We start from the raw sequence: 26,100 nt of genomic DNA, 5'->3' as shown, positions 1-26,100 counted from the left end.
GTAGGGGTGTGTTCTTTTGCAGGGCTTGGAGCCCTGCACCTGCTGCGATCAACGTCAACGTCAACGTCAAAGGCAGAAGCTGGCTATCCGTGGGATGGCGGGGTTGGGTGCCGGTTGGGGGGCGGCCGAAACCCCCCCCCCCCGGCCCCCCCCCGCCGTCGACAGTTCTCCGCGATCTGTCGGAACGGCAAGGGGTCGGATCCCGTCGCTGCGCAACGGGCTCCGACCCCATTTTGAATATTGATCTCTGATAGAAACATCGTGTCGACCAAGGTCGACACCTACCAACCGCCTGTCGCAGTAGATCCACGCCATGCGTGGATGAATTCATTCGATATCTGACAGATGTGCCGACCAACGGTCGGCACCCACCAACAGCAGCTGTTGCCAACAGCCGCGTGAACCTGTCGAAGTCGGGGCACTGTGGGTTTGCGGGGTGTGAGCCGCATGGATGCGGCGACCAAGCCCCCATGGACGGGTTCACGGCGTCCCCGCAAATCCACAGTGCCCCGCCATCCCACGGAATGCCGCTCTTGCTTTTGACTCTAATGCTGCCGGCCAGCGGCCGGCACTACCGGCAGGTGCAGGGCGCAGCCCTGCCGAACCTACCCCTTTCATGAAATATGTTTCATCCGCGGCACAGCTTTGTTTTAACTGCCAGCGCCGATACTTTCCGGCCTGCGCTGCCCGCGGTGGGCACTCGCACTGCTGGAGAGCTGCATGCTCGGCTTGGTCAGGACCGCGCTCAACAAGCCTTACACCTTCGTGGTGATGGCCATTTTCATCTGCATCGTCGGTCCGCTCAGCGCACTGCGTACCCCCACCGATGTGTTCCCCGATATCGGCATCCCGGTCATCGCCGTGGTCTGGCAGTACACCGGCCTCTCCCCCGATGCCATGTCCGGCCGCGTGATCTCGCCCTACGAGCGCGCGCTCAGCACCACCGTCAACGACATCGAACACATCGAATCGCAATCGCTGGCCGGCATGGGCGTGGTCAAGGTGTTCTTCCAGCCCGGCGTGGACATCCGTACCGCCAACGCGCAGATCACCGCGATCTCGCAGACCATCGTCAAGCAGATGCCAGCCGGCATGACCCCGCCGCTGATCCTCAACTACAGCGCCTCCACCGTGCCGGTGCTGCAGATGGCGTTCTCCAGTCCGACCCTGGGTGAATCGCAGATCCGCGACCTGGCGCAGAACACCGTGCGCCCGCCGCTCACCTCCATTCCCGGCCTGGCCATCCCCGCGCCCTACGGCGGCAAGCAGCGGCAGATCACCCTCGACCTCGATCCGCAGGCGCTGGCCGCCAAGGGCCTGTCCGCGCAGGACGTCGGCAACGCGTTGGCCGCGCAGAACCAGATCACCCCGGTGGGTACCGCCAAGCTGGGCAGCAACGAATTCACCGTACTGCTCAACAACAGCCCCAGCGACATCGAGGCGCTCAACGACCTGCCGATCCGCACCGTCAACGGTGCGATCGTCACCATCGGCCAGGTCGCCCACGTGCGCGATGGCTCGCCGCCGCAGACCAACATCGTGCGCGTCAACGGCGGCCATTCGGTGCTGATGGCCGCGCTGAAGAACGGCGACGCTTCCACGCTGACCCTGGTCAGCCGCATCCGCGCCATGCTGCCGCAGATCGGCGAAACCCTGCCGCCGTCGCTGAAGATCTCGCTGCTCGGCGATGCCTCCACCTTCGTGCGTGAGTCGATCAGCAGCGTCGCCCGCGAAGGCATCATCGCCGCGCTGCTGACCAGCGTGATGATCCTGGTGTTCCTCGGCAGCTGGCGTTCGACGGTGATCATCGCCGCATCGATCCCGCTGGCGGTGCTGTCGGCCATCGCGCTGCTGTCGGCGGCGGGGCAGACGCTCAACGTGATGACCCTGGGCGGCCTGGCGCTGGCGGTGGGCATCCTGGTCGACGATGCGACGGTGACCATCGAGAACGTCAACTGGCACCTGGAACAGGGCAAGGGCGTGCGCGAGGCCATTCTCGATGGCGCCGCGCAGATCGTCGGTCCTGCGTTCGTGTCGCTGCTGTGCATCTGCATCGTGTTCGTGCCGATGTTCCTGCTTGATGGCATCGCCGGCTACCTGTTCCGGCCGATGGCACTGGCGGTGATTTTCGCCATGGGCAGTTCGTTCGTGCTGTCGCGCACCCTGGTGCCGACCATGGCGCTGTACCTGCTGCGCCCGCACCGCGTCGAACATGGCGTGGGCCATCACCCCGAGGACACCTTCCTCAACCATCACGAGGGCGACCACCCGCAGCACCGCCGCGCGCGCCTGGCCGCCACCCTGGTGCGCTGGCAGCAGCGTTTCGAAGCCGGTTTCTCGGCCGTGCGTGACCGCTACCACGCGCTGCTCGGGCTGGCCCTGGGCAACCGCCGGCCGTTCCTGGTCGGCTTCATGGCCTGCGTGCTGGTCTCGTTCGCGCTGCTGCCGACCCTGGGCCAGGACTTCTTCCCGGCCACCGAGTCCAGCGCGCTGTCGCTGCACGTGCGCCTGCCGCTGGGCACCCGCATTGAAGAAACCGCAGCGGCCTTCGACCGCATCGAAGCACGCATCCGCCAGATCGTGCCGCCGGCCGAGATCGACGCCATCGTCGACAACCTGGGCCTGCCGATGACCGGCATCAACATGGCCTACAGCGCCAGCGGCACCATCGGTCCGCAGGACGGTGACATCCAGGTCTCGCTGAAGCCCGAGCATGGTGATGCGGCCGAGTACGAGCGGCGCCTGCGCGAAGTGCTGCCTGCGGCCTTCCCGGGTGCGACATTCGCCTTCCTACCGGCCGACACCAGCAGCCAGATCCTCAACTTCGGCTCGCCGGCACCGATGGACGTGCGCATCGCCGGGCCGAACGCTGCCGGCAACCGTGACTACGCGCGGGAACTGATCCGCCGCCTGCGCCATGTGCCGGGTCTGGTCGACCTGCGCCTGCAGCAGCCCGATGGCTACCCGACGTTGAAGGTGGACGTGGACCGCCTGCGCGCCAATGGCCTGGGCATCACCGAACGCGACGTCACCAACAGCATGGTGGCCTCGCTGGCGGGCAGCGGCCAGGTTGCGCCGACCTTCTGGCTGAGCCCGAAGAACGGCATCTCCTACGGCGTGGTGGCCGCCACCCCGCAGTACCGCATGGACAGCCTGGCCGCGCTGAGCGCGTTGCCGGTGACCGGCAGCACTGGCGTGCCGCAGGTGCTGGGCGGCCTGGCCGACATCCAGCGCGGTTCCAGTTCGGCGGTGGTGACCCACTACAACGTACAGCCCACCCTGGATGTGTACGCCAGCGTGCAGGGTCGCGACCTGGGTGCGGTGGCTGCCGATGTGCAGAAGGTCATCGACGGCATGGCCAGCCAGCGCCCGCGCGGCACCGAGGTCGGCCTGCACGGCCAGATCGATGCGCTGCATGTGGCCTTCACCGGCCTGGGCTACGGCCTGCTGGCGGCGATCGTGCTGATCTACCTGCTCATCGTCATCAACTTCCAGTCGTGGACCGATCCGTTCGTCATCATCACCGCGCTGCCGGCCGGCCTGGCAGGCGTGGTGTGGATGCTGTTCCTCACCCACACCTCGTTGTCGGTGCCTGCACTGACCGGCGCCATCCTGTGCATGGGCGTGGCCACGGCCAACTCCATCCTGGTGGTCAGCTTCTGCCGTGAGCGCCTGGCCGAGCACGGCGATGCGGCCAAGGCCGCGCTGGAAGCCGGCTTCACCCGTTTCCGCCCGGTCTGCATGACCGCGCTGGCGATGATCCTGGGCATGCTGCCGACCGCACTGTCCACCGAACAGAACGCGCCGCTGGGTCGCGCGGTCATCGGTGGCCTGCTGCTGGCGACGTGCGCCACCCTGTTGTTCGTGCCGGTGGTGTTCGCCCTGGCCCACTCGCGTAAGCCCCGCACCGCCCCTGCCGGAGAGCCCCTGCATGTCTGATGCTTCGCAGCCGCAGCGTCCGCTGCGTCGCCCCCTCATCCTGGGTGCCGCCATCGTGGTGGTCGTGGTTGCCGCCGGCCTTGGCCTGCGCGCGCAGCAGGCACATGCCGTGGTCGAATGGACCGAGCGACAGGCGGTGCCGGCCGTGCAGGTGGTCATCGCCGGTGCACAGGGCGAAGCAGGCACGATGACCCTGCCGGCACACCTGACCGCCTGGACCGAGGCGCCCATCCATGCGCGCGTCGGCGGCTACCTGAAATCGTGGAGCGCCGACATCGGCCAAGCGGTCAAGGCCGGCCAGGTGCTGGCGGTGATCGACAGTCCGGAGTTGGACCAGCAGATTGCCCAGGCCCACGCCCACCTGCTGCAGGCGCAGGCCGACGCGGCGCTGGCCAAAGTCAGTGCCGAACGCTGGCAGGGCATGCTCGGCAGCCATTCTGTATCGCGCCAGGAAGCCGACGAGAAGCAGGCCAATGCAGTCGCCGCACAGGCCAGCGTGGAAGCGGCGCAGGCCGACTACGCACGCCTGCAGGAGCTGGGCCGCTACCGCACGCTGCGTGCGCCGTTCGATGGCACCGTGACCTCGCGGCAGACCGACGTCGGCCAGCTGATCCGCGCCGATGACAGCGGCCGCGAACTGTTCAACATCGCCGATACCCGCCGCCTGCGCCTGATGGTGCCGGTGCCGCAGAACAGCGCGGGCAGCATCCAGCCGGGGCTGCAGGCCAGCCTGCAGGTGCCGGGCCAGTCCGGCCGCCATTTCACCGCCACGCTGCAGGGCGATTCCAGCGCGATCGACCGCAGTTCGGGCACGCTGCTGGCGCAGTTCGTGGTCGACAATGCCGACGGCGCATTGCTGCCCGGCAGCTACGCCGAAGTGACCCTGCCGCAGCAGGGCGGCGGCGACGGCGTCAGCGTGCCGGCCGAGGTGCTGATCTTCCGCGCCAAGGGCACCCAGGTGGCGGTGGTCGATGGCAAGGACATCGTGCACCTGCGCGACATCCACATTGCCAGCGACCTGGGCAGCACGCTGCGCGTGGACCGCGGCCTGAAGGCCGGCGACCGGGTCATTCCCAACCCGCCCGATGCGCTGCGCGAAGGCGACCACGTGCGCGTGGCGGCCGGCGAGCAGGAGCCTGCACATGCGCGCGGTTGAGCGCCGCCTGGCACTGGCGCTGGGCGCGCTGCTGCTGGGCGGCTGTTCGCTGGCGCCGACCTACCAGGTGCCCGCCGTGGCGATGCCGGCCGGCTATGAAGGCAGTGCCGCGCCGGCCGCGGCCACGCCGCTGCCGACCGCTTGGTGGCAGGCCTTCCAGGACCCGCAGCTGGACCGGCTGCAGCAGCAGCTGGCCGAGGCCAGCCCGACCCTTGCACTGGCCGTGGCCCATTACGATGCCGCGCGTGCCGCGGCCGGCGAAGTGGCCTCCGCACGTGCACCGCAGGTCGGGTTCAGTGCCGGGCCGATGCGCCAGCGCCAGTCCGATGACAAGCCGCTGCGCAGCGCGACCCAGCCTGCGATCTATGACAGCAACAGCGCGGCCTTCTCGCTGTCGTTCGACCTGGACCTGTGGGGCCGGCTGCGCAATGCCGCAGCTGCCGCCGGTGCACGCGCCGATGCCAGTGGTGACGATCTGGCGGCCGCGCGCCTGAGCCTGTCGCAGCAGCTGGCCGGGCTGTACCTGCAGCTGCGTGGTGCCGAGGCCCAGCAGGTGATCCTGCGCGACAGCATCGACGACTACCGGCAGGCGCTGGCGCTGACCGAAGACCGCTTCCGTGGTGAGATCGCCTCGGAACTGGACGTCGCCCGCGCCCGCCACCAGCTGGCCAGTGCGCAGGCCGACCTGGATGCGCTGGATGCACGCCATGCGCTGCTGCGCCATGCCATCGCCGAACTGGTGGGCGCACCGGCCAGCGGTTTCGTGCTGGCCGACGGCAACCTGCCGGCGCTGCCGCAGGTGCCCGCGGATCTGCCCAGCAACCTGCTGCAGCAACGCCCGGATATCGCTGCGGCCGAGCGACGGGTGTTCGCCGCCAACGCCGGCATCGGCGTGGCGCGTGCGGCGTGGTTCCCGCAGCTCAGCCTGACCGGGCTGCTGGGCGGGCAGACTTCGGGCAGCTTGTCGGTGCTGGACGTGGGCAACCGTTACTGGGCGCTGGGCCCGCTGGCAGCGCTGCCGGTGTTCGATGGCGGCCGGCGCAAGGCGGCCAAGGCGCAGGCGTATGCCGAGTTCGATGCGGCGTCGGCGCAGTACCGCGCCACCGTGCTGGCCGCGATCCGCCAGGTCGAGGACCAGCTGACCCTGCTGCGCCAGCTCGAAGCGCAGCGTGGCCATGAAGACGACGCGGTGCAGGCGGCGCGGCGTGCCGAACAGATCGCGCGCGACCGCTATGCCGGTGGCGCGGTGAGCTACCTGGACGTGGTAAGCGCGCAGACCGATGCACGCCAGGCGCAGCTGGGCCTGCAGGACATCCAGAGCCGGCAGCTGCAGGCCAGCGCGGCACTGATGGCGGCCCTCGGCGGCGGCTGGGTGAAGTAACGCCGGATACGGTCTCAACCTGTGAGAGGGCGGGGCGGAACAATCGCCCCATCGCCACCTCGACAGGGAGTTGCCATGAGCCGTTGGAACACACAGATCGTCGGCGCCTACGCGCCCGCCTGCATTGGCTGGCTGCTGGCGCTGGCCGGTGGCCTGCGCCTGGAGCAGCTTCGCCTCGATCCCTTGGCGCAGTCGTTGGTGCCGGTCCTGCAGTGGGGCGTGGCCAGCGCACTGCTGGCCACCCTGGGCTGCATCATCGGCGCCAGCGCGGTGCTGTGGCGCAATGGGCGGCGGACACGCTGACCTCGCATCTGTAGAGTCGAGCCATGCTCGACTGTTACTTCTACGAATGACGGGGTCACCGATGTTTGCGTGGGACGAAACCGCGTTTCTTGAGTTGTTCGGCGTCGCACCGCGGGTGGACACGTCCGAGGGTATCGACGTGCAGGTCGCCCATGCACAGGGCAGCGTGAAGCTGCAGCTTGGCTTCAATGCGCTCACCGGCGATGTACGCGTGCAGGTGTTCGCAGCGGGGCAGGGCGAACCGGTGTTCGACGGTCGTCTGGCATACAGTCCCGGCGCCCGCGTTGTCCGCAACGCGGGGGCCGAGTTCGTGGAGATCGGTGGTGCCGGCAGCTGGCCGCATGCGCGCGGCTATGACATGCAGCAGCCCTTGGGGCATGGGCTGCGCGTGTTCGTCTCGCCCGCGTTGACGGTCAGGACGTTCGGCCAGTAGCGTCAGCGTAGTACCGGCTCCACATCCAGCAGCCGCACGTCATGCATCTGGTCGAGGTAGGCCTCGTAGTACCACTTGTGTGACGCACCGACGATGGCCAGCATGCGCGTGCCCGGGTACCGGCCCAGCACGTCGCGGATGTTGGCGACCATGCGCAGGTTGCGGGTTTCCCAGTAGCCCACGTAGTTGCGGCCAAAGCCCTCCGGTGACGGCTCGACCAGCGCGGCGCCGAAATCGCTGTCGTAGACGTTCTGTGCGGTCTGCGGGGAGTTCTCGTGGCGATAGAGGGCCAGCAGCCCGCCCGGCTGGGTCACCTTGTCCTCGAAGGGGGCGGAGGCGGCGCGGCGCGCTTTGCCGGCGGGGTTGTCCCAGGCGCCGCGGATGGCCTTGGCGAACGCTTTCTGCTGTTCCTTGGGCGTATCCGTATCGGCAGTGTGGTCATCCACCGACCACAGCCGCTCCAGTCCCAGCCGTGCGGCCAGTTGGGCGGCGACCAGGTTCACCTCGTCCTTGCGCAGCACGCGTGCGTCGAGGAAGGCGACCAGTTCCGTTGTCAGGCTGTCGGCCGCGCGGCGTTCGCTGCTGGGCAGGCGCAGCCACTGCACGATGGCCGAACCGCGTTCGCCGGCGGCCAGGGCGACCGCGGCCAACCGGCGCCGCTGTGCCGGTGTGGCGTCCTTCGGCCATGTGGCCAGCAGACGGTCCATTTCGGCGTTGGCGCCGGGAACATCCAGTCCGGTCGCTGCCTCGGCCGGTGCGGTGTCGACGCAGTAGGTGCTCACGCTGTCGGCATAGCGGGCCGGGCTGCGGCGCATGAAGTCGCACTGCAGGCCGGAGACGTTTTCCACTGCGATGGCCGTGGGCTGCCACGCCTGCAGGCGCTCCAGCAGCGGTTCCAGCATCGTCGGCTGGAACGCGTCGGTCAGGGTGGACAGATGCGGGCTGCCCAGAACCAGAACGTCATTCAAGCGGCCGGCAGGCGGTCCCTTGTGCTCGCCAGGATGGAAGGCGGGGCGGTAGGGCACATCGGCGGCGCCGGCGGCGGCACTGCACAGGCTCAACAACAGAACACAGGCACGACGTTTGAACATGGGCTTCTCCCTGCGCATCCGTGATGACGATGATCCTGCACGCAGCGCCGCGCAAAGTAATCCCCCGTTGGTCATTGCAACCTTCCGGCCGCCGCCTGCATCGCAGCCAGGCGTGGCATGGGCCACAATGAACGTTGCAACCTGGAACGAACGACGACATGGACGCTGCACTCCCCATCGTGACGATCGCCGCACTGCTTGGTGCGATCATCGGCTTTGTCGGGCCGCTGGGCTGGCGCTGGCAGCTGCTGCGGCTGTCGCCACTGCTGATCCTGCCGGTGGCATTGCATGTCCTGCAGACCACGCCGTGGCTCTTTGGCGGCGGCGGCAACTGGGTGACTGCGGCACTGCTGGTCTGGGTAGGCAGTCTCGGTTATCTGCCGGCGGTGCTGGCCATCGCCGTGCTGCGCTGGATGATGTGGCGGCAACGCTGACCATGGAGGAACACGATGCTGGTAAGGGTAGGCTCTCTGGACGAGGCCCTGCAGGTGCTGCAGGGCGTGGGTGAGCTGGGCCAGGGGCGCACGCACGCCACCTACATGCAACGCCTGGCCGGCCGTCGCCACCTGGTGCTGGTGGCCGAGCAGGGCGGTGAACTGGTCGGCTTCAAGGTGGGCTACGCGCTGGACCGCCGGCGCTTCTACAGCTGGGTCGGTGGCATCCATCCGGCACATCGCCGCCAGGGCATCGCCCAGGCCCTGCTGGAAACCCAGGAGCGCTGGGCCGCCGCGCAGGGCTATGACAGCATCGAGGTGAAGACCTCGCAGGCCTTCCCGCAGATGGTGGCCCTGCTGGAGCGCAACGGCTACCAGCCCCAGGGCGAGGCCGAGGGCAAGCTGCTGTATCGCCGGGTGCTGTGAAGACGCGGGGGCTAAAAATGGCCCTAAAGGCCGCGTCCCGCCGGCCGATAACCTGACTGGATCCCGCTCCTGTCCCTCGCTGCTGGACTCCAGGCTGCCCCCGACGGGCGGTCCGTGCTGTGTGTACCGCCTTCCGCAGTCCGCAGTCCAGAGCTTTACGCGCACAACGAACAAGGACGCTTCCCCCGCGCGTCTGCAAGTCCAGGCAATTGATGGCCCCGTCGGGCACCCGCCCGCCGGATTGCATTCTATTGGACTCCGAGGAACCCACGATGCTGATGCCAGGCTTCACGGCGGGTGAGCAGACACCGGCCGACCCGCACTCCCGTTTTTCGCCCTGGCGCGTGCTGCTGGGCGCGCTGGGCGGTCACCGCACCACCACCGAGCTGTCCGCGCAGGATCGCCGCCAGGATGAGCTGGCCGCGCAGGTGGCTGCGCTGCATCGCGTGCAGGCGGTCATCGAGTTCGCCCTGGACGGCACCATCCTGCAGGCCAATGAGAACTTCCTGCAGGCGGTGGGCTACCGCCTGGACGAGATACAGGGCCAGCATCATTCCCTGTTCGTCGATCCCGAGCATGCCCGCAGCGTCGAGTACCGCGAGTTCTGGGCGCGGCTGGCGCGCGGCGAGTTCGACGCCGGCCAGTACCGGCGCTTCGGCAAGGGCGGGCGCGAGATCTGGATCCAGGCCTCGTACAACCCGGTGCTGGATCGCCAGGGGCGGCCGTACAAGGTGGTGAAGTTCGCCACCGACATCACCGCGCAGAAGCTGCAGGCCGCTGATTCGGCGGGCCAGCTGGCGGCGATCGACAAGTCGCAGGCGGTCATCGAGTTCAGCCTGGACGGGCGCATCCTGTCGGCCAACGCCAACTTCCTGGCCGCCACCGGCTACACGCTGGACGAGGTCCGTGGCCAGCACCATTCCCTGTTCGTCGAACCCGACCACCGCGGGAGTGCCGAATACCGGCAGTTCTGGGAAAAGCTGGGCCGCGGCGAGTACGACGCCGGCCAGTACCGGCGGCTGGGCAAGGGCGGGCGCGAGGTGTGGATCCAGGCGTCGTACAACCCGATCCTCGACATGAACGGCCGCCCGTTCAAGGTGGTGAAGTACGCGACCGACATCACCGCCCAGGTGCACGAGAACCAGGCCACCCAGCGCGCCGTAGCGCAGACCCGCGAAGTGGTGGCGGCGGCAAAACAGGGCGACCTGACCCACCATGTGGACATGACCGACAAGCGCGGCCCGGTTGCCGAACTGTGCGAGGGCGTCAACGCGCTGGTGGAGGCAATGGCCGGCATTCTTGGCCAGATCAAGTTCGCCGCCGACACCATTGCGGTGGGCGCGAGCGAGATCGCCCAGGGCAACAGCGACCTGTCCCAGCGCACCGAGCAGCAGGCGGCCTCGCTGGAAGAAACGGCGGTGTCGATGAAGGGCCTGGCCGACACCGTGCAGCGCACCGCCACCAACGCACGTCAGGCCAGCGAACTGGCCGGCGGCGCGGCAGACGTGGCCGCGCGCGGTGGCACCGTGGTACATGAAGTGGTCTCGACCATGGCGGTGATCAACGCCTCCTCGCGCCGCATCGTCGACATCATCGGGGTGATCGACGGCATTGCCTTCCAGACCAACATCCTCGCGTTGAACGCGGCGGTGGAAGCGGCACGCGCCGGCCAACATGGTCGCGGTTTTGCCGTGGTGGCCACCGAGATCCGCGAGCTGTCGCAGCGTTCGGCCAGCGCGGCCAAGGAGATCAAGCAGCTCATCGACGCATCGGTGGCCAATGTCGGCGCCGGCACCGCGCAGGTGGAAAGCGCCGGGCGCACCATGGATGAGATCGTGCGCGACGTACGCCGTGTCAGCGACCTGATGACCCAGATCAGCACGGCGGCCCAGCAGCAGAGCGATGACATCCAGCAGATGAACCAGGCCGTCGACCTGATCGACCAGGGCACGCAGCAGAACGCGGCGCTGGTGGAAGAGGCCTCGGCGGCGGCACGCAGCATGGAGGAACAGTCCGCGCAGCTGCTGCAGACCGTGGCCGGATTCCGGGTGGATGCGGGGCAGGGCAGTGCGACGGCACAGCGCACGCCGATGCTGCGGGTGGTGCCCTGAAGCGAGGGGCTGAGCCTCCAGAAACGCAAAAGGCCAGGTCAATGACCTGGCCTTTTGTTCGATGGTGCCGGTGAAAGGACTCGAACCTTCATGGGGTCACCCCCGGCTGATTTTGAGTCAGCTGCGTATACCATTCCGCCACACCGGCAGCAGCGGGCTAGTGTAACCGAGCCCGGCGGACCTTCATAGAGGCCTCTTCGGAGGGGGGCGGAAGCCCGCCGTCCTGTCGGCAATGGCTGGCTGATGGCTATACTGGATCGGCTTAACAGGTGGGGGAGGCCCCATGGCGGCGTTGCAGGATCTGCGCGTGTTGGTGGTCGAAAACGACGAAATGAGCGCGGCCCTGCTGCAGATGCAGCTGGTGCAGGCCGGCGCCGTGGTCGTCGGCCTGGCAGCGACGGTTGCCGAGTCGCTGCGCCTGCTGCAGGAAACCTCGCCGGACGTGGCGCTGCTGGATTACCGGTTGGCCCGCAACGAAACCAGTGAACCGGTCGCCGCGGCGCTCGCCGCAGCGGGCGTGCCCTTCGTGCTGGCCACCGGCATGACCGCCGATCAGCTGCCTGCATCGATGCGCGACGGCGTGCTGCTGGTGAAACCCTATCTGTCGGTGGATCTGTCGCAGGCCTTGCTGCGCGCGGTCGGCCGTAGCAGCGCGCGGGCCTGAGCGCAGTCTTCCGGCTCAGGCCGCTTCCTCGTAGACGTAACGCAGATCCTCGCGGTCATCGAGGATGGCGTACTGCGTGGCCAGCTGGTCCGGATCGGGATTGAGCCAGGCGTCCAGGTGTTCGCGACGGATCGGTACCACGCCGCGGTCATGGCCGGCGGCGGCCACGTCGGCCGGTGGTGCGTCGGTGATCGCGGCGAAGGACAGCAGGCGCCCCTCCGGTCCTTCCCATTCGGCCCACAGGCAGGCCAGCAGCAGGTCGCGCGGTGGATCGGGGCGGAATTCCAGGACCACGTCCTGTTCCTTTTCATCGGCACCCAGGCTGCGGCCGGCGATGGCATGGCGCGGCACATGCTCGTAGAACGCGCTGACCACCACTACGCCGTGGCGCAGGCCGAAGGCGCCGCGCCAGTAGCCTTCCAGGCTGTCGCGGCGCGCGTTGTAGGTGCCCGGGTACAGCACGTCGTTGCGAGCGGGCTTGTCCGGCAGGCGGCATTGGTAGCGCATCGGCTTGATGACCCGCTGCCCGTTCTCGCTGACCATCACCGGTGCGTAGGTGCCGGGGAAGATGCGGTTGTCGCGCGGCAGCAGCTGCACACGATGCAGATCGTCCAGGCGGGCCTGTGCACGCTCGATGCGGTTGCTGGCCACGCGCAGGTCGTTGCGCGCCTTCTGCGTCGGCCGCGTGGCCAGGGTGGCGTTGGCGATGTCGCGCCGCTCGCCCTGCTTCAGCAGCTCGGCCTGCAGCGTCTGCTGCTCCTCGGCATGCCATTGCTGGATCTTCGCCACGATGTCGCGGCCCTGTTCGGTGCGCGCGCCAGCAAAACCATCGTCCATGGCCTTGGGTGTCTTCGGCCGCTTCTTGCCCGGATCGTGCGCATACAGCTCGGCGAATTCTTCCAGCGACAGCACGGCGCCGTACTCACGGACGAGCTTGGCGTAGTCGGCGCGGATCAGGGCGGAATAGCACATGGGCGTTCTATGGGCGAAGGTCGCAGCGGCTGCGACGAGACTGCGGCAGGATAGCCCGACACCCGGGAGATGACGCATGAATGATTCGACGAGCTGCCAGTTCCGCGATGGCGTGCCGACCGTTGAGGATTACTGCCAGCTGCGGCTGCTGGCGGGGCTGAGCGCCAAGACCGCCGAGGCTGCCAGCCGCGCGCTGCCCAATACCCTGTTCGGGGTCTGCGCGTACCAGGGCAGCGAACTGGTGGCGATGGGGCGGATCGTCGGCGATGGTGGCTGCCACCTGCAGGTGTGCGATATCGCCGTCGTGCCCCGGTTGCAGGGGCAGGGCCTGGGCAAGGAGGTGATGCGGCGGCTGGACGCCTGGATGCAGGCAACGCTGCCGCCGTCGGCCTATGTGAGCCTGCTGGCCGATGGTGAGGCACACCGCCTGTACGCGAAGTTCGGGTTTGCACCGACGGCGCCGGCCTCGATCGGGATGTATCGGCGGTTCTGAGTCTGTGGCATCAGGCATTCATCCACGCATGGCGTGGATCTACTGGAATGACAGGCAAAGAAAAACCCCGGCCGAGGCTGGGGTCTTCAAGAATTGGCGTCCCCACGGGGATTCGAACCCCGGTCGCCACCGTGAAAGGGTGATGTCCTAGGCCTCTAGACGATGGGGACGCACGAAAACTTCAAGTTGTAGATCTTCGACGGCCTAATGTCGAAGTGGTGGAGCCAAGCGGGATCGAACCGCTGACCTCCTGCATGCCATGCAGGCGCTCTCCCAGCTGAGCTATGGCCCCATGAAGCTCCGGGTTGTCCTGCATGGGAGCAGGGTCCGTTTTGAAACTGGCGTCCCCACGGGGATTCGAACCCCGGTCGCCACCGTGAAAGGGTGATGTCCTAGGCCTCTAGACGATGGGGACGCACGAAAAACTTCAAGTTGTAGAACCTTCGACGGCCTAATGTCGAAAGTGGTGGAGCCAAGCGGGATCGAACCGCTGACCTCCTGCATGCCATGCAGGCGCTCTCCCAGCTGAGCTATGGCCCCGTGTTACCGAGCCGCCTATCTTACCAACGTATTCACCTTTGTGGAAGCTTTTTTTTCGCTTTCTTCGTTGTGGTTCACCAGGGCCACGAGGGCAGGGGAACCGCAACGCCACAACCTGAACGCCGGTAGGCGGTGAACAAAAAAGACCCGGTTATCGGCCGGGTCCTCGTTGTTCGTGATGAGTTGGCGTCCCCACGGGGATTCGAACCCCGGTCGCCACCGTGAAAGGGTGATGTCCTAGGCCTCTAGACGATGGGGACGCAGATCTCATCAATGTTCTTTTGCGACTCTTCCGACGGCCTAATGCCGAAAGATTGGTGGAGCCAAGCGGGATCGAACCGCTGACCTCCTGCATGCCATGCAGGCGCTCTCCCAGCTGAGCTATGGCCCCACGTCGCTGAGGAGCGAAATAATAGCTGTGCCCCCGGGGGTTGGCAAGCGTTTGTTGCACTTTTCTTCACGTCCGTTGCGAGGTCGATGTCAGCCGCCCGGCAGACGCTGCGCGCGCAGGCGCAACGCGTTGCTGATGACCGATACCGAACTCAGGCTCATCGCCACCGCAGCGAGCATCGGCGACAACGAAATGCCCCATGGCACCAGCACGCCGGCCGCGACCGGAATGCCCAGCCCGTTGTAAAGGAAGGCGAAGCCGAGGTTCTGCCGCATGTTGCGCACGGCTGCACGCGACAACTGGCGCGCACGCAGGATCCCGCGCAGATCGCCCTTCACCAGGGTGACCTGTGCGCTGGACATCGCTACGTCGGTGCCGGTGCCCATGGCGATGCCGACGTTGGCGCTGGCCAGCGCAGGGGCATCGTTGATGCCGTCGCCGGCCATCGCCACGACGCGCCCCTGTGCCTGCAGCTGCTGCACCAGCGCGGCCTTGTCGGCGGGACGGCTCTCGCCGTGTACTTCATCAAGGCCGAGGGTGGACGCCACGGCCTGCGCGGTCAGCAGGCCATCACCGGTGGCCATGATGATGCGCAGCCCATCCCGGTGCAGCGCGGCGATGGCTTCGGCCGTGGTCGACTTGATCGGATCAGCCACTGACAACAGGCCTGCAAGCTGCCCGTCCACCGCCAGGTACATCACGCTGGCACCTCGACGGCGCAACGCATCGGCCTGTTCCTGCACGGCGGCCACCTGCACCGATTGCCCGGCCATCAGCGCGGTGTTGCCCAGCCACATCGCGCGGCCGTCCACGCGGCCCCGCACGCCCAGGCCGGTGATCGAATCGAAATCCTCCACCGCCAGCAACGGCAGTCCACGCGTGCGTGCAGCGGTGACGATGGCTTCAGCCAGCGGATGCTCGCTGCCCTGGTCCAGGCTGGCCGCCCACTGCAGCACCTGGGTATCTTCGAATCCCGCGGAGGCATGCACGGCATCGAATGCCGGCCGGCCCTCGGTGAGCGTGCCGGTCTTGTCGATCACCAGCGTATCGACCTTGCCGAGTGCTTCGATGGCTTCGGCATCGCGGAACAGCACGCCATGCTGCGCGGCGCGGCCAGTGGCCACCATGATCGACATCGGCGTGGCCAACCCGAGCGCACACGGGCAGGCGATGATCAGCACCGCCACCGTGCTCAGCACGCCATGCGTCCATGACGGCTCCGGTCCGAACAGGCCCCAGGCGAACAGCGCCAGCGCGGCCACGGCCAGCACCGCCAGCACGAACCAGTACGCCACCTTGTCGGCCATGCGCTGCATCGGTGCGCGCGAACGCTGCGCCTGCGCCACCAGCTGCACGATCTGCGCCAGCATGCTGTCATCGCCCACGCGTTCGGCTTCGATCACCAGTGCGCCGGAACCATTCAGGGTCGCGCCGATCACGCTGTCGCCCGCCTGCTTGGTTACCGGTACCGGTTCGCCGGTCAGCATCGATTCGTCCAATGAGGAACGGCCCTCCAGCACGCGGCCGTCCACCGGCACTTTCTCGCCGGGGCGCACGCGCAGGCGGTCGCCGGCCTTCACCCGCGCCAGTTCGACGTCATGCTCGCTGCCATCGGCGTCGATGCGCCGCGCGGTCTTCGGTGCCAGGCCCAGCAGGGCCTTGATCGCCGCCGAGGTCTTGGCCCGCGCCCGCAGTTCCATCAACTGGCCGAGCAGGGTGAGCGAGATGATCACCGCCGCCGCTTCGAAGTACACGCCGACGTGGCCGTGCTGCTGGAACGAGGGCGGGAACACGCCCGGTGCGACCGTGGCCACCACGCTGTAGCCGTAGGCGGCGATGACGCCGGTACCGATCAGCGTCCACATATTGGGGCTGCGGTTGCGGATCGACTGCGCCCAGCGCTCGAGGAACGGCCAGCCGGCCCACAACACCACCGGCGTGGCCAGCGCGCCCTCGATCCACACCCGCAGTGTCGGCGACAAGGCATGCAGCAGCGGCGTCATCGCCAGCATCGCCAGCGCCATGGTCGCCACGCTCAGCGGCAGCGACACACAGAAGCGGCGGCGGAAGTCGGTCAGTTCCGGATTCTCGCCGTCGTCCAGGCTGGGCATCATCGGTTCCAGCGCCATGCCGCAGATCGGGCAGGTGCCGGGGCCTTCCTGCACGATTTCCGGGTCCATCGGGCAGGTGTAGAGCGTGCCCGCGGGCACCTCGGGGGCGACGTAGGACGAGGGGTCGAGGTAGCGCTGCGGATCGGCGATGAATTTCTGCCGGCAGCCGCCACTGCAGAAGTGGTAGTCCTGGCCCTGGTGATGGGTGTGGTGCGCGGTGCTGGCAGGGTCGACGTCCATGCCGCAGACCAGGTCCTTCACCGTGGCGGTGCCGGCCGCTGCCTTGTGCCCGCCGCAGCAGCCGCCGGTGGCCTTCGGCGCGGTGCCATCGAAGGCGCTGGGCGTGGCGATGAAGCGCTCGCGGCAGCGTGCCGAGCAGAAGTGCCACTGCTTTCCAGCGTGTTCCGCGTGGTGGGGGCTGCTGGCCGGGTCCACGTCCATGCCGCAGACTGGATCCTTCACCGTGGCTGGCGCGTTCTTCGCGCTGCCACAGCAGCCGCCTGCAGTGGGCGACGGGCCGTGGTCGTGATGGAAATGTCCGGTGTTCATGCGTTGTCCTCGGTCAGTGCGGCGAGGATGGGGCACTGTTCCAGCGCACCATGGCCGGGGCAGGCGTCCACCAGCTGTGCCAGTGCGGCATGCATGCGCTGCAGTTCGGCCATCCGCTGCTCGATGTCGAGCAGGCGCGCCTGTGCCGTATCGCGCACGCTGGCCATGTCCTGCTGGTGGCGGTCGCTCAGTGCCAGCAGCTCGGCGATTTCCTCCAGGCTGAAGCCCAGCGCCTTGGCCCGGCGGATGAACCGAAGCCGGCGCAGGTCCTGCTCGCCGAAGACGCGGTAGCCGCCGGCAGAGCGCGCCGCGGTGGGCAGCAGCTGCTGGCGTTCGTAGTAGCGGACGGTGTCGATCGGCACCCCGGCCTCGCGGGCCAGCTGTCCAATATTCATGGCGCACTCCTGGTGGATGCCGCCATTGTCAACCCTGGAGTCTGGTCAAGAGTCAAGGGTTTGTGGGTTTCCCCCATTCAGCGCACTTTGCAACTTTCTTCATAGCCCTGCCGTTGCGGCACTTCCTACCCTTCGCCTGAACCGGCCGCTCGACGGCCTGAACGAATGGAGGACGGGAGCGTGGAGGGACTGAACAACGACGGTTTCGTCGAGGTTGCCGTGGTGGAGTATCCGGGGGGAGATCCATCTGCAGCTTCGGTATTGGCTGAAATGGCCCACGTGGCCAATCGCCTGGCCCAGCAGCAGCGGCGCCCCAGTGCCCGCGTGCTGGTCACCCGCTGGATCGTGCCGGCCAGCAACCGGGGTGTGAACCGCATCGCCGGTGCGGAAATGCTGGATGCGGCGATTCCCGCCGTGATTGCCCTGCCGGGCCAGGTCAGCCCGGTGGTCTCGGCGCGCGCCGAGGAAGTCCTGCTGGACTGGCTGCGTGCGCATTACGACGGTGGCAGCCTGTTGGCCGCGGCAGCCGACGGCGTCGGTGTGCTGGCACGGGCGGGCCTGCTGGCCGGGCGCACCGTGTCGGGCCCCGATCTGCGGCGCCATCCGGGCCTGCAGGGCCAGGCCGCCAGCTGGGCCCCCAGTGAGCGTGCGCTGGTGGATGACGGCGACCTGCTCACCGTGGCCGGTCCGCAGGCATGGCGTTACCTGGGCCTGCGCCTGCTGTATCGCCTGCACGGGCAGGGCGTGGCCAGCGCGGTCGCACAGCAGCTGGGCATCGTCGTACCGGCGGGCGTGCAGCAGGACCTGGAGCGGTTCAGTGCCAACTTCGCCCACGGCGACCGTGATGTGCTCAAGGCCCAGCGCTGGCTGCACACCACCTCCGCACGCGGGGCGACGCTGCCGGCCATCTGCGAGGTCTCCGGTCTTGAGCCGCGGACGCTGCAGCGGCGCTTCCTGAAAGCCACCGGGCTGCGCCCCATCGAGTACTGCCAGCGGCTGCGCGTGGCCAAGGCGCAGACCCTGCTGCAGCAGGGCGCCAGCATCGACGAAGTGGCCTGGGGCGTGGGCTACGCGGACCAGAGCGCGTTCCGTCGCCTGTTCCTGCGCATCGTCGGCATGACGCCGGCCAATTACCGGCGGCACGTGAACTGCAAGCGGCGTGAGCGCGCGTTGCCGGCACCGGCACCGGCGGCGATGGCATCGCGGGCCGTGCCGGTGGTACCGGTTGCGGACTCGCGGCTGGACGCGGCCTGACAACCCCAGGAAGGACGCCGCGCTTGCAACGCGGGCGCGGCGCTCCGACCATGCAGGACTCTGGAATGTGGTGCAGGTGATGTAATGGCGAGTGTGGGGCCGGTGCCGATGCCGGTAGTGGTGATCCTGATCTGTCTGCTGCTGGCGATGGGCCTCGCGCGGCTCTGGCCGGTGCGCCAGCCAGTGCCGCCGCGGCCTTCGGGCGCGGGCCAGGTGCTGGACATGCTGCTGGTCGGCCTGCTCTGCGGCCGCGTGTCCTTCATTGCCGCCAATTTCGCCTTCTATCGTGACGCGCCCTGGAGCATGTTGCAGATTGCCGATGGCGGCTATCACGTGGTGGTAGTGCTGGCTGCAGCGCTGGGGTGGGGTGTCTGGCGCCTGCGTCGCCATCCTTCGCTGCGTGTTCCGGTGCTGTGCAGTGCACTCGCCGGTGCGCTGCTGTGGGGCGTGGGCAGTTATGGTCTGTCGCAGTGGCAGGCCAACACGCTGTCCCTGCCGGCGTTGCAGGTGGTGGATCTGCAGGGGCAGTCGCTGGACCTCGATCAATTCCGTGGCAAGCCCGTTGTGCTGAATCTCTGGGCCAGCTGGTGTGGCCCATGCCGGCGCGAAATGCCGGTTCTGGCCCGCGCGCAGCAGGCCCACCCCGAGCTGCAGTTCATCTTCCTCAACCAGGGCGAAGGCCAGGATGAGGTGCAGCAGTTCCTGGCCGCAGAGCAGCTTGCACTGCGCGATGTCCTGCTGGACGAGCCTGCGTCGGCCTCCACCGCGCTGGGCGTGCGCGCCTATCCCTCGACCCTGTTCTTCGATGCGCAGGGACGCCTGCAGGATCTGCACCTCGGTGAACTGACCCAGGCCGGTCTTGAACACAAACTGCGCAGGCTGCGGTAGCCTGCGCGGGCATTTCCTTTTGGAGTTCCCATGCTATCGATTTCCCTGCGCACCGCGCCTGCGGTCCTGATCCTGCCGATGCTGTTGGCCATGACCGCCTGCAGCCAGGCACAGACGCCGCCGGCCAAGACGCCCGCCGGCACCGCTGCAGCGGCCCCTGCGGCAGGCAAGGGCGAGCGCCCTGCGGTTCTGAAGGGCATCGAGAAGCACGGCTTCGAGGTGGTTTCCGAATTCGATGCGCCGGGCGGCCTGCGCGGCTTTGCTGGTGTGGTCGGTGGCCAGCAGCCGGCGGCGGCGTATGTCACCGCGGATGGCAAGCATGTGCTGGTCGGCAGCCTGTTCGATGCCGAGGGCAACGACGTGGCCGCCGAGGCGGTGGAGAAGCTGGTGTCCGCGCCGATGTCGGCCAAGATGTGGTCCAAGCTGGAAGCCAGCGCGTGGGTGCGTGACGGCAAGGCCGACGCACCGCGGATCGTCTACACGTTCAGTGACGCAAATTGCCCGTATTGCCACAAGTTCTGGGATGCGGCGCGTCCCTGGGTGGATGCAGGCAAGGTGCAGCTGCGTCACATCATGGTCGGCGTGATCCGTGAAGACAGCCCGGCCAAGGCCGCGGCCATCCTGTCCGCCCGCGACCCCAGTGCCGCGCTGCTGGAGAACGAACACCAGTTTGATCGCGGTGGCATCAAGCCGCTGCCGAGCATCAGCCGCGATGTCGCTGGCAAGCTCGACGCCAACCAGGTGCTGATGGTGGAAATGGGCTTCCAGGGTACGCCGGGCATCCTGTTCCAGAATGCAGAGGGCAGCGTCGAGCGCCGCGCCGGCCTGCCGCAGGGCGACGACCTGCTGAAGGTGCTGGGTCCGCGCTGACCGCGCTGCCCGCCCGTGATCAACAACAGCAGGCCCGCATGGCAACGTGCGGGCCTGTTGCGTTGTGCGACAGCGCGGCAGTCGAGCATGGCTCGACTCTACATTCGTTACGTCTGGTGCAGGTAGTACTCCACCGGTACCACCAGTTCCTGCGGTGCGTTCATCTCATCGGGAATGGGCGGCAGCGGCTGCGCGCGGCGGAAGGTCTGCAGCGCGGCTTCATCCAGCAGCGCGTGGCCGCTGGACTGTTCCAGCCGCAATGCGAGCAGTCGCCCTTCGCGATCGAGGCTGACCCTCACCCAGGCCGTGCCCTGCTGGCGTCGTGCGCGTGCGGCAGCCGGGTAGAACCGGTAGCGCTGCAGCCGCGCCATCAGCCGGGCTTCCCATTGGTCACTGGCGGCGCCGGCCTGCAGGTCGGCCGGTGGTGCGTCGGGCGTGGGCGGTGCCGCAGCGACCGAGGCGGTTGCCGGCGCGGCGTTGGTGCTTGCAGCAGGTAGCGCAACCAGCAGCGGTTGCTTGCCGCTGCCGCCAGCTTCGCTGGCCGCGAGTTCGCCTTCACGCGCGGCCGTGGGCAGCGGCGGCGGTGGCGCCTTGCTGGGCTGCGGCGCACTGGCCTGCTGCGCCGGGCGCGGCGTATCGGCGTGGCGCTCTTCGATGGGCTGCGGCGGCGCGGCCGGTGCCAGCAGGCGCAGGCTGATGCGCATGTCCTGCTCCGGTGGCGGCAGCGCCGGTGGCGTTGCCACCCAGTGCACGAGCAGCAACAGCGGCAGCAGATGCAGGCCAACGCTGATGGCGATGGCCGGCCAGTGGCCGCTGCGCTCAGTCATCGCCAGCGACCCACAGCAGATCGGCGTCGCCCACGTCGAGCGTTTCGCCCGGTGCGGCCAGCGCGATCACCAGCGCCGGCGTCGCGGGCGGCAGGTGGCCGGGCACGCCCGTGCCGCGCAGTACGTGCCAGCGTCCGGCGACCAGCAGGGCCGGTGCGGGCACCGTCGCCAACACCTGCGCCATGCGCGTGTCGCGCGCGTGCTGCACGGCCAGCATGCCCTCCAGCATCGGCGCAGCGCCGGCATGCTGGGCCAGCACGACTGCCGACAGCCGCTGCCGCGCATCGGCCACCGGGAAGGTGACCGGGCCCATCGAAGCCAGCAGGGTATCGACTTCGGCGCGCGACAGGTTGCCGCCGTGCAGTGCAATGCCGGCGGCAGCGGCGTCCTGCACCAGTCCGCCATAGGCCTGCCACGGCCAGCGCGGGTCCCAGCCCAGCAGTTCCTGCAGGCGAGTGCCGTCGGCCCGGTTGCCCTTGGCCAACCAGTGCTGCACGCGCTGCAGGCGCGCCTGGCGTTCCTGCGCGATCATCTCCAGCACCAGGGCGCCCTGCGGGCGCTGTTTCTGCAGGGCCGCCAGCAGCCAGCGCTGGGCAGCATGGTCGGCCTCGACATCGTGACGTTCGCCCAGCAGTACGCGCTGCGCCGTGGCCACGCGCTGGACGAAGCCGGCTTCGTCCAGCGCCTCGCCCGTGGCCAGGTCGATGACGCTGCCCGGCATCGGCTGCGCGCCGGCGATGCCCGCCAACGCGAGCAGGCACAGCAGCAGCCAGCGGCGCTCAGAACGCCACATTGACGCCCATCGAGACCGTCCGGCCACGGCCGTTGCCGCGGTCCAGGATCGGGCTGAAGATGCTGTCGATCGAGGCATTGTTGTCATAGGCTTTGTTCTGCAGGTTTTCGACGTTCAACCACAGCGTGGTGTTGGGCTGCGGCTTGAAGCTGGCGTAGAAGTCCAGCAGCACGCCGGTGCCGCCGGTCTTGCGGGTCTGGAAGAAGTCGTAGCCTTCCTCGGTGGGGCCGGAGTATTCGGCGCGCACGCCGGCCTGCACGCGCTGCTGCCACCAGCTGCCACCCACATCCAGCGTCCAGTAGCGGTCGGGCAGGGCGGTGATGTCTTCCAGGTTGACGTATTCGATGGTGGGCGCGCTGGTGTGCGAGCGGGTCCAGCTCAGCGTGGCGTGGTAGTGCTCGCTGCTGTAGTTGGCTTCCAGTTCGATGCCACGCATGCGCACGATGCCGGGCTGGTTCATCCAGCGGGTGGTGGTGGTGAAGTCATCGGCATCGAGCACGTCGGTCCAGGCACTCAGCTGCTCGTCGCTGTCGATGGCCACCACCAGCGGCGCCACTTCCGGCGGGTGCACCACCAGCAGGTACTGCGGCTTGATGTAATCGCGGATGCGGTTGTCGAAGCGGGTCACCCGCAGCTGGGCCAGATCGCCGTCGACCAGCAGAGAGTCGGTACTGAGGTTGGCGCCGAACTGCAGGTTGCGTGAACGCTCGCGCCGCAGGAACGGGTTGGCGCCCACGCCATCGGCGTCGCTCATGCCTTCCAGCGGGATCTTCTCGAAGAACATTTCCTGCACCCGCGGCGCGCGCGAGGTGCGCGAGGCTTCGACGAACAACTGCAGCCAATCGGTGGCCTGCACCGAGAATGCAAGGTTCGGGCTGAGCGCATGCTGGGTGCGGCGCACGTCGATGCCGCCGCCGCCGATGTCCGCACACTGGCCCGGCACATCGGAACAGACCGGGATGTGGCCGCTGATGCCATAGCGTTCCTGGCGCAGGCCGGCCGTCATCGCGTAGCGGTCGGACTGCAGCTCCAGCGTACTGAACACACTGTCCAGCTGGCTGCGGCCCTGCGGGTTGGCGCCGCGCAGGGTGGGGGTGTCGGCCACGAAGATGTCCGACTGGTGCTTGATGCCGGTGTTCCAACGCGCCTGCACGGCGCCGATCTCGAAGCGGCTGGTGTTGTCCGCGGTCCAGCTGCTCAGGCTGCTGTGCGTGCGCCGGCCGATGAAGCTGGAATCCTCCACGGGCGGGTAGTACAGATGAGTCTTGTTGCCTGCGAAGGTGACGCGCACGTCCAGCCACGGGGTGTAGGGCGTGTAGTGGTAGCTGGCGCGTTGGTTGCGCGCGGAAATCTGCCACGGGTAGTTGTGGTAGAAGTCGTTTTCATAGCGCATGTGGCTCAGGTCCAGCCGATGCTGGTCACTGGGCTGCAGACGTGCCTTCAGCAGCCAGCTGCTGGGTTGCTGGCTGGCCGGATCGGCACTGTTCTTCTGCCCGTTGGCGGTTGCGTATTCGCCGCTGCGGCTGCTGCTGGCCGCTGCCAGCAGGCCGAACTGGCGGTCGCCACCGTCCTCGCTGTGGCGCCAGGCGCCGGCAAAGGTGCGGCCATCGCCGTAGCCGTTGTTGCCGTGGCGGTAACCGGCACGCAGGCCCCAGTCGCGACCTTCGCCAAGCAGATCGTCGATGTCCAGCGTGCGGAAGTTGGCACTGCCGGCCAGCGTGCCGGCGCCGTCAGCACCGGCCACTGCGCCGCGCTGCACGTCAACGCCGGCCAGCAGGAACGGATCGACATAGGCGAACGGGCCACCGGAGCCATGCCCGGCGTTGTTGCGGAAGGTCTGGGTCACGCCGTCGATCATGGTGTTGACCCGGCCGGCGCCGGTCATGCCGCGGATGTTGACCTGCAGGCCCGGCTGGCTGCGCGAGTGGAAGCTGTGGCTGCCGGGCATCGAGCGCAGCAGGCTGTTGCCGTCCTGGCGTTCGGCCATCGCCACGCGTTCGCTGCCGACCTTAGGGGTGAAGCCATCGGCGGTGGGGGCGACGTACTGGCTGGCGCTGGCAGCGGTATCGGCGACGGGTCCGCGCGCGCTGTCACTCTGCACGCGCAGTGGACCGGTGCGGCGGCTGCCGTCGTCGTGCTGGGGCGGCGCCGGTTCCAGGGTGGCATGGCGGGCGTCGATGAAGCGCGGCCGCAGGTTGCTGCCGGCCAGCAGGCGGCCAGCGCCTGGGTGTCATCGAAGTCACCCTGCAGGGCGGGCGCCATCTGGCCCGCGGGGAGTGCGGTGGCCATCACCAGGTCCACGCCGGTGAGGCGGCTGTAGGCATCCAGTGCGCGGGCCAGAGGCTGCGCGGGCAGATCGTAGTGGCGCGTCGCAGCCTGTGCGCGGGCGGGTGCGGGCAACAGCGGCAGGGCGCCGGCACACGCCAGCGACAGGGCAAGAACAAGGGGGCGGTGACACAGCATCGAAGGCTTCAGGGGATGACGCGGGGCGTCGTTCACCTGGGTAGACGCGGCGATGGGGCCGATGTCAGGGTGCATCGCGCGGCTCGCCGTGCGGCGCCATCCAGACCTGCATGCCAGCGGGCAGGCGCAGCACGCGCACGTGCAGCTGCGTGGCGAGCTGGTCACGGCTTTCGGCAGCGCCGTCGGCACTGCCGAGCACGCTGACCGGCTGCTGCCGGAGTGCGCTGCCGATGATCCAGGTGTGGCCGCCGTGCCAGGCATCCAGCCCCTGCGCGACCGTGGCCAGCGGCGCGGAGACCCAGTGCAGGCGCCGCTCGCGCCAGGCCAGTGCACCGCTTTCCATGTCGGTGGCCTCGGTCGTGCCGTTACCATCAAAGCGCATCTGCTGGCCCTGCTGGGCTTCGGCATGGCCAGGGCCGCTGTCCACCTGCACGGTGTGCTCGGTGACGACGACCCTGCTGGCGTGTTCCCCGACGGCGACATCAAAGGCGGTGCCCAGCGCGGTGACCGTGCCGTGCGGCGTGTGTACCTGGAATGGCCTGGCGGCGTCGGCAGCGACCTTGAACCACGCCTGGCCCTGCTGCAGCTGCAGCTGGCGACGCTTGCCATCGATGCGGACGTGGATCTCGCTGCCGGGCGCCAGCTGCAACTGCGAGCCATCAGGCAGGGTTCCCTCGCGGATCTGGCCCGCAGCCGTGCGTACGACCTGTGCCGGGGGCGGGGTCACGTGGCGGCTGTACAGCCCCAGCGCGCACAGCAGCAGCACTGCGATGCCGGCGTCGCGCAGGCGTCGGCGGTGCTGCCGCTGCTGCTGCCGCTGCACGCTGGGCAGGCCCGTGCCGGCCTGCCACAGCGCCTGCAGATGCTGGTACTGCGCGGCATGGCGCGGATCGGCCGCGATCCAGCGGGCGAACGCGTTCTCGTCGCGGTGGCCGTCATGGCCGTCCAGCCACCAGCGGGCGGCTTCCTGGGCGATGGCGTCGTGGCTCACGCCTGCGGTACCTGCTGCACGGCGACCAGTGCACGCAGCAGGTGGCCGTGCGCGGTCTGCCGGGTGATGCCGAGCAGGCGGCCGATCTCGGCCAGCCCTCTCTGTTCCACCCGCGCCAGCAGGAACACCTGGCGCGAACGTGCAGGCAGGGCGGCGATGACCGCGTCGAGATGGCGCAGCTGTTCGGCGTCGAGCAGGCTTTGTTCGGGCAGCGGCGCGGGGTCGGCGATGGCCAGCAGCTGGGCGTCGTCCAGCACGTCCTCGCGGCGGCGCGCGCGCTGCCGGTAGTGGTCGGCGATCAGGTTGTGGGCGACGCGGTACAGATAGGCGCGACCGTTGCCCAGCAGTCCGCTGGCCGCGACCTTGACGACGCGCAGCCAGGTTTCCTGGACGACGTCATCGGCGTCGCTGCGTTGCGGGAGTTTGCGGCGGACGTGGGCATGCAGCGGCCGGTAATGGGCTGCGCACAGATGCGCGACATCCGTCTGTTCGACAGGCGTGGACACAAGGCGGGCGGGGGCAGGGTGGAGGAACAGCCCGCGGCGGCAAGGGCAGCGGCTGCACCTTACAGTAAAAGAGAAGCATTTGCATTAGAGGTGGTGTCGGGATCAGGCTGCGGTGGTCG

The 26,100-nt window shown here is 68.3% G+C and carries 21 protein-coding genes, 7 tRNA genes and 1 pseudogene; 13 read left to right on the top strand and 16 right to left on the bottom strand.

The features are described 5' to 3' along the window. The first annotated feature begins 720 nt into the window (after positions 1-720). The 5 genes from ACVOK1_RS10845 (at position 721) to ACVOK1_RS10825 (ending at position 7,212) form a co-directional block, all read left to right on the top strand. On the top strand, positions 721-3,939 hold the full coding sequence (locus tag ACVOK1_RS10845; protein WP_481562027.1) for an efflux RND transporter permease subunit: 3,219 nt from the start codon (positions 721-723) through the stop codon (positions 3,937-3,939). Continuing rightward, entirely contained in the window at positions 3,932-5,095 is a 1,164-nt protein-coding gene (locus tag ACVOK1_RS10840; RefSeq protein ID WP_481562026.1) for an efflux RND transporter periplasmic adaptor subunit, read from the top strand. Before ACVOK1_RS10845 ends, ACVOK1_RS10840 begins: the two co-directional genes overlap by 8 nt. After that, positions 5,082-6,476, top strand: a complete 1,395-nt coding sequence (locus tag ACVOK1_RS10835; RefSeq protein ID WP_406235843.1) for an efflux transporter outer membrane subunit — start codon at positions 5,082-5,084, stop codon at positions 6,474-6,476. Before ACVOK1_RS10840 ends, ACVOK1_RS10835 begins: the two co-directional genes overlap by 14 nt. Before the next feature lie 75 nt (positions 6,477-6,551). Next, a complete protein-coding gene (locus ACVOK1_RS10830; protein ID WP_481562025.1) occupies positions 6,552-6,779 on the top strand; it encodes a hypothetical protein in 228 nt (75 codons plus the stop codon). A 61-nt stretch (positions 6,780-6,840) separates the two neighbouring features. Further along, on the top strand, positions 6,841-7,212 hold the full coding sequence (locus ACVOK1_RS10825; RefSeq protein WP_481562024.1) for a hypothetical protein: 372 nt from the start codon (positions 6,841-6,843) through the stop codon (positions 7,210-7,212). Between the two features lie 2 nt (positions 7,213-7,214). On the opposite strand, the gene ACVOK1_RS10820 is transcribed toward ACVOK1_RS10825, so the two are convergent. Further along, a complete protein-coding gene (locus ACVOK1_RS10820) occupies positions 7,215-8,303 on the bottom strand; it encodes a DUF5694 domain-containing protein (protein WP_481562023.1) in 1,089 nt (362 codons plus the stop codon). A gap of 158 nt (positions 8,304-8,461) precedes the next feature. Between ACVOK1_RS10820 and ACVOK1_RS10815 the strand changes: the two genes are divergently transcribed. The 3 genes from ACVOK1_RS10815 to ACVOK1_RS10805 all read left to right on the top strand — a co-directional run bounded on the left by ACVOK1_RS10815 (position 8,462) and on the right by ACVOK1_RS10805 (position 11,274). Next, a complete protein-coding gene (locus ACVOK1_RS10815) occupies positions 8,462-8,737 on the top strand; it encodes a hypothetical protein (protein ID WP_481562022.1) in 276 nt (91 codons plus the stop codon). A 15-nt stretch (positions 8,738-8,752) separates the two neighbouring features. Next, positions 8,753-9,163 carry an N-acetyltransferase family protein gene (locus tag ACVOK1_RS10810; RefSeq protein WP_481562021.1) on the top strand — a complete coding sequence of 137 codons (411 nt, stop codon included), beginning with the start codon at positions 8,753-8,755 and terminating at the stop codon, positions 9,161-9,163. Between the two features lie 272 nt (positions 9,164-9,435). Beyond that, positions 9,436-11,274 (top strand): methyl-accepting chemotaxis protein, encoded by a 1,839-nt coding sequence (locus ACVOK1_RS10805; protein WP_481562020.1) that lies wholly within the window; start codon positions 9,436-9,438, stop codon positions 11,272-11,274. A gap of 62 nt (positions 11,275-11,336) precedes the next feature. Here ACVOK1_RS10805 and ACVOK1_RS10800 read toward each other — a convergent pair. Continuing rightward, positions 11,337-11,422 (bottom strand) — tRNA-Leu (locus ACVOK1_RS10800). 135 nt (positions 11,423-11,557) lie between these two features. On the opposite strand from ACVOK1_RS10800, the gene ACVOK1_RS10795 reads away from it, so the two are divergent. Further along, on the top strand, positions 11,558-11,938 hold the full coding sequence (locus ACVOK1_RS10795; RefSeq protein WP_313053343.1) for a response regulator: 381 nt from the start codon (positions 11,558-11,560) through the stop codon (positions 11,936-11,938). Between the two features lie 15 nt (positions 11,939-11,953). Here the strand turns inward: ACVOK1_RS10795 and ACVOK1_RS10790 are convergent, their stop codons facing one another. Further along, entirely contained in the window at positions 11,954-12,910 is a 957-nt protein-coding gene (locus tag ACVOK1_RS10790) for an SOS response-associated peptidase family protein (RefSeq protein ID WP_108769158.1), read from the bottom strand. Positions 12,911-12,986: 76 nt separating this feature from the next. Between ACVOK1_RS10790 and ACVOK1_RS10785 the strand changes: the two genes are divergently transcribed. Continuing rightward, entirely contained in the window at positions 12,987-13,403 is a 417-nt protein-coding gene (locus ACVOK1_RS10785; RefSeq protein WP_481562019.1) for a GNAT family N-acetyltransferase, read from the top strand. Positions 13,404-13,497: 94 nt separating this feature from the next. Here the strand turns inward: ACVOK1_RS10785 and ACVOK1_RS10780 are convergent. From ACVOK1_RS10780 to ACVOK1_RS10745, 8 genes are all read right to left on the bottom strand, one after another. Then, positions 13,498-13,573 (bottom strand) — tRNA-Glu (locus tag ACVOK1_RS10780). Positions 13,574-13,619: 46 nt separating this feature from the next. Then, positions 13,620-13,695 (bottom strand) — tRNA-Ala (locus tag ACVOK1_RS10775). Positions 13,696-13,742: 47 nt separating this feature from the next. Further along, a tRNA-Glu gene (locus ACVOK1_RS10770) sits at positions 13,743-13,818 on the bottom strand. Between the two features lie 49 nt (positions 13,819-13,867). Beyond that, positions 13,868-13,943: transfer RNA gene (locus ACVOK1_RS10765), tRNA-Ala, on the bottom strand. Positions 13,944-14,127: 184 nt separating this feature from the next. Further along, positions 14,128-14,203 (bottom strand) — tRNA-Glu (locus tag ACVOK1_RS10760). 55 nt (positions 14,204-14,258) lie between these two features. Then, positions 14,259-14,334 (bottom strand) — tRNA-Ala (locus ACVOK1_RS10755). Between the two features lie 89 nt (positions 14,335-14,423). Next, positions 14,424-16,994, bottom strand: coding sequence for a heavy metal translocating P-type ATPase (locus ACVOK1_RS10750; RefSeq protein ID WP_481562018.1), 2,571 nt, complete (start codon positions 16,992-16,994; stop codon positions 14,424-14,426). Next, a complete protein-coding gene (locus ACVOK1_RS10745; protein WP_481562017.1) occupies positions 16,991-17,389 on the bottom strand; it encodes a heavy metal-responsive transcriptional regulator in 399 nt (132 codons plus the stop codon). Before ACVOK1_RS10745 ends, ACVOK1_RS10750 begins: the two co-directional genes overlap by 4 nt. Positions 17,390-17,569: 180 nt before the next feature. On the opposite strand from ACVOK1_RS10745, the gene ACVOK1_RS10740 reads away from it, so the two are divergent. The 3 genes from ACVOK1_RS10740 (at position 17,570) to dsbG (ending at position 20,401) form a co-directional block, all read left to right on the top strand. After that, positions 17,570-18,643 (top strand): GlxA family transcriptional regulator, encoded by a 1,074-nt coding sequence (locus tag ACVOK1_RS10740; protein ID WP_481562016.1) that lies wholly within the window; start codon positions 17,570-17,572, stop codon positions 18,641-18,643. An 84-nt stretch (positions 18,644-18,727) separates the two neighbouring features. After that, the gene (locus ACVOK1_RS10735) at positions 18,728-19,531 is read left to right on the top strand and encodes a TlpA family protein disulfide reductase (protein WP_481562015.1); all 804 of its coding nucleotides are present in this window, start codon (positions 18,728-18,730) and stop codon (positions 19,529-19,531) included. Positions 19,532-19,561: 30 nt separating this feature from the next. Next, entirely contained in the window at positions 19,562-20,401 is an 840-nt protein-coding gene (gene dsbG, locus ACVOK1_RS10730; protein ID WP_406235863.1) for a thiol:disulfide interchange protein DsbG, read from the top strand. Between the two features lie 107 nt (positions 20,402-20,508). Here dsbG and ACVOK1_RS10725 read toward each other — a convergent pair whose 3' ends face one another. From ACVOK1_RS10725 to ACVOK1_RS10705, 5 genes and pseudogenes are all read right to left on the bottom strand, one after another. Continuing rightward, entirely contained in the window at positions 20,509-21,228 is a 720-nt protein-coding gene (locus ACVOK1_RS10725; protein WP_481562014.1) for an energy transducer TonB family protein, read from the bottom strand. Then, positions 21,221-22,021, bottom strand: coding sequence for a ChaN family lipoprotein (locus ACVOK1_RS10720; protein WP_481562013.1), 801 nt, complete (start codon positions 22,019-22,021; stop codon positions 21,221-21,223). The genes ACVOK1_RS10725 and ACVOK1_RS10720 overlap by 8 nt, the downstream gene beginning before the upstream one ends. Continuing rightward, positions 22,008-24,484 (bottom strand): annotated as a pseudogene (locus tag ACVOK1_RS10715) (TonB-dependent receptor). The gene ACVOK1_RS10720 and the pseudogene ACVOK1_RS10715 overlap by 14 nt, the downstream one beginning before the upstream one ends. Before the next feature lie 64 nt (positions 24,485-24,548). Beyond that, positions 24,549-25,475 carry a FecR family protein gene (locus ACVOK1_RS10710; protein WP_481562012.1) on the bottom strand — a complete coding sequence of 309 codons (927 nt, stop codon included), beginning with the start codon at positions 25,473-25,475 and terminating at the stop codon, positions 24,549-24,551. After that, a complete protein-coding gene (locus ACVOK1_RS10705) occupies positions 25,472-25,981 on the bottom strand; it encodes an RNA polymerase sigma factor (RefSeq protein WP_481562011.1) in 510 nt (169 codons plus the stop codon). Before ACVOK1_RS10705 ends, ACVOK1_RS10710 begins: the two co-directional genes overlap by 4 nt. Between the last annotated feature and the right edge of the window lie 119 nt (positions 25,982-26,100).

Source organism: Stenotrophomonas sp. STEN087 (assembly GCF_056759115.1).
This window is presented reverse-complemented; position numbering and strand designations above follow the sequence as displayed.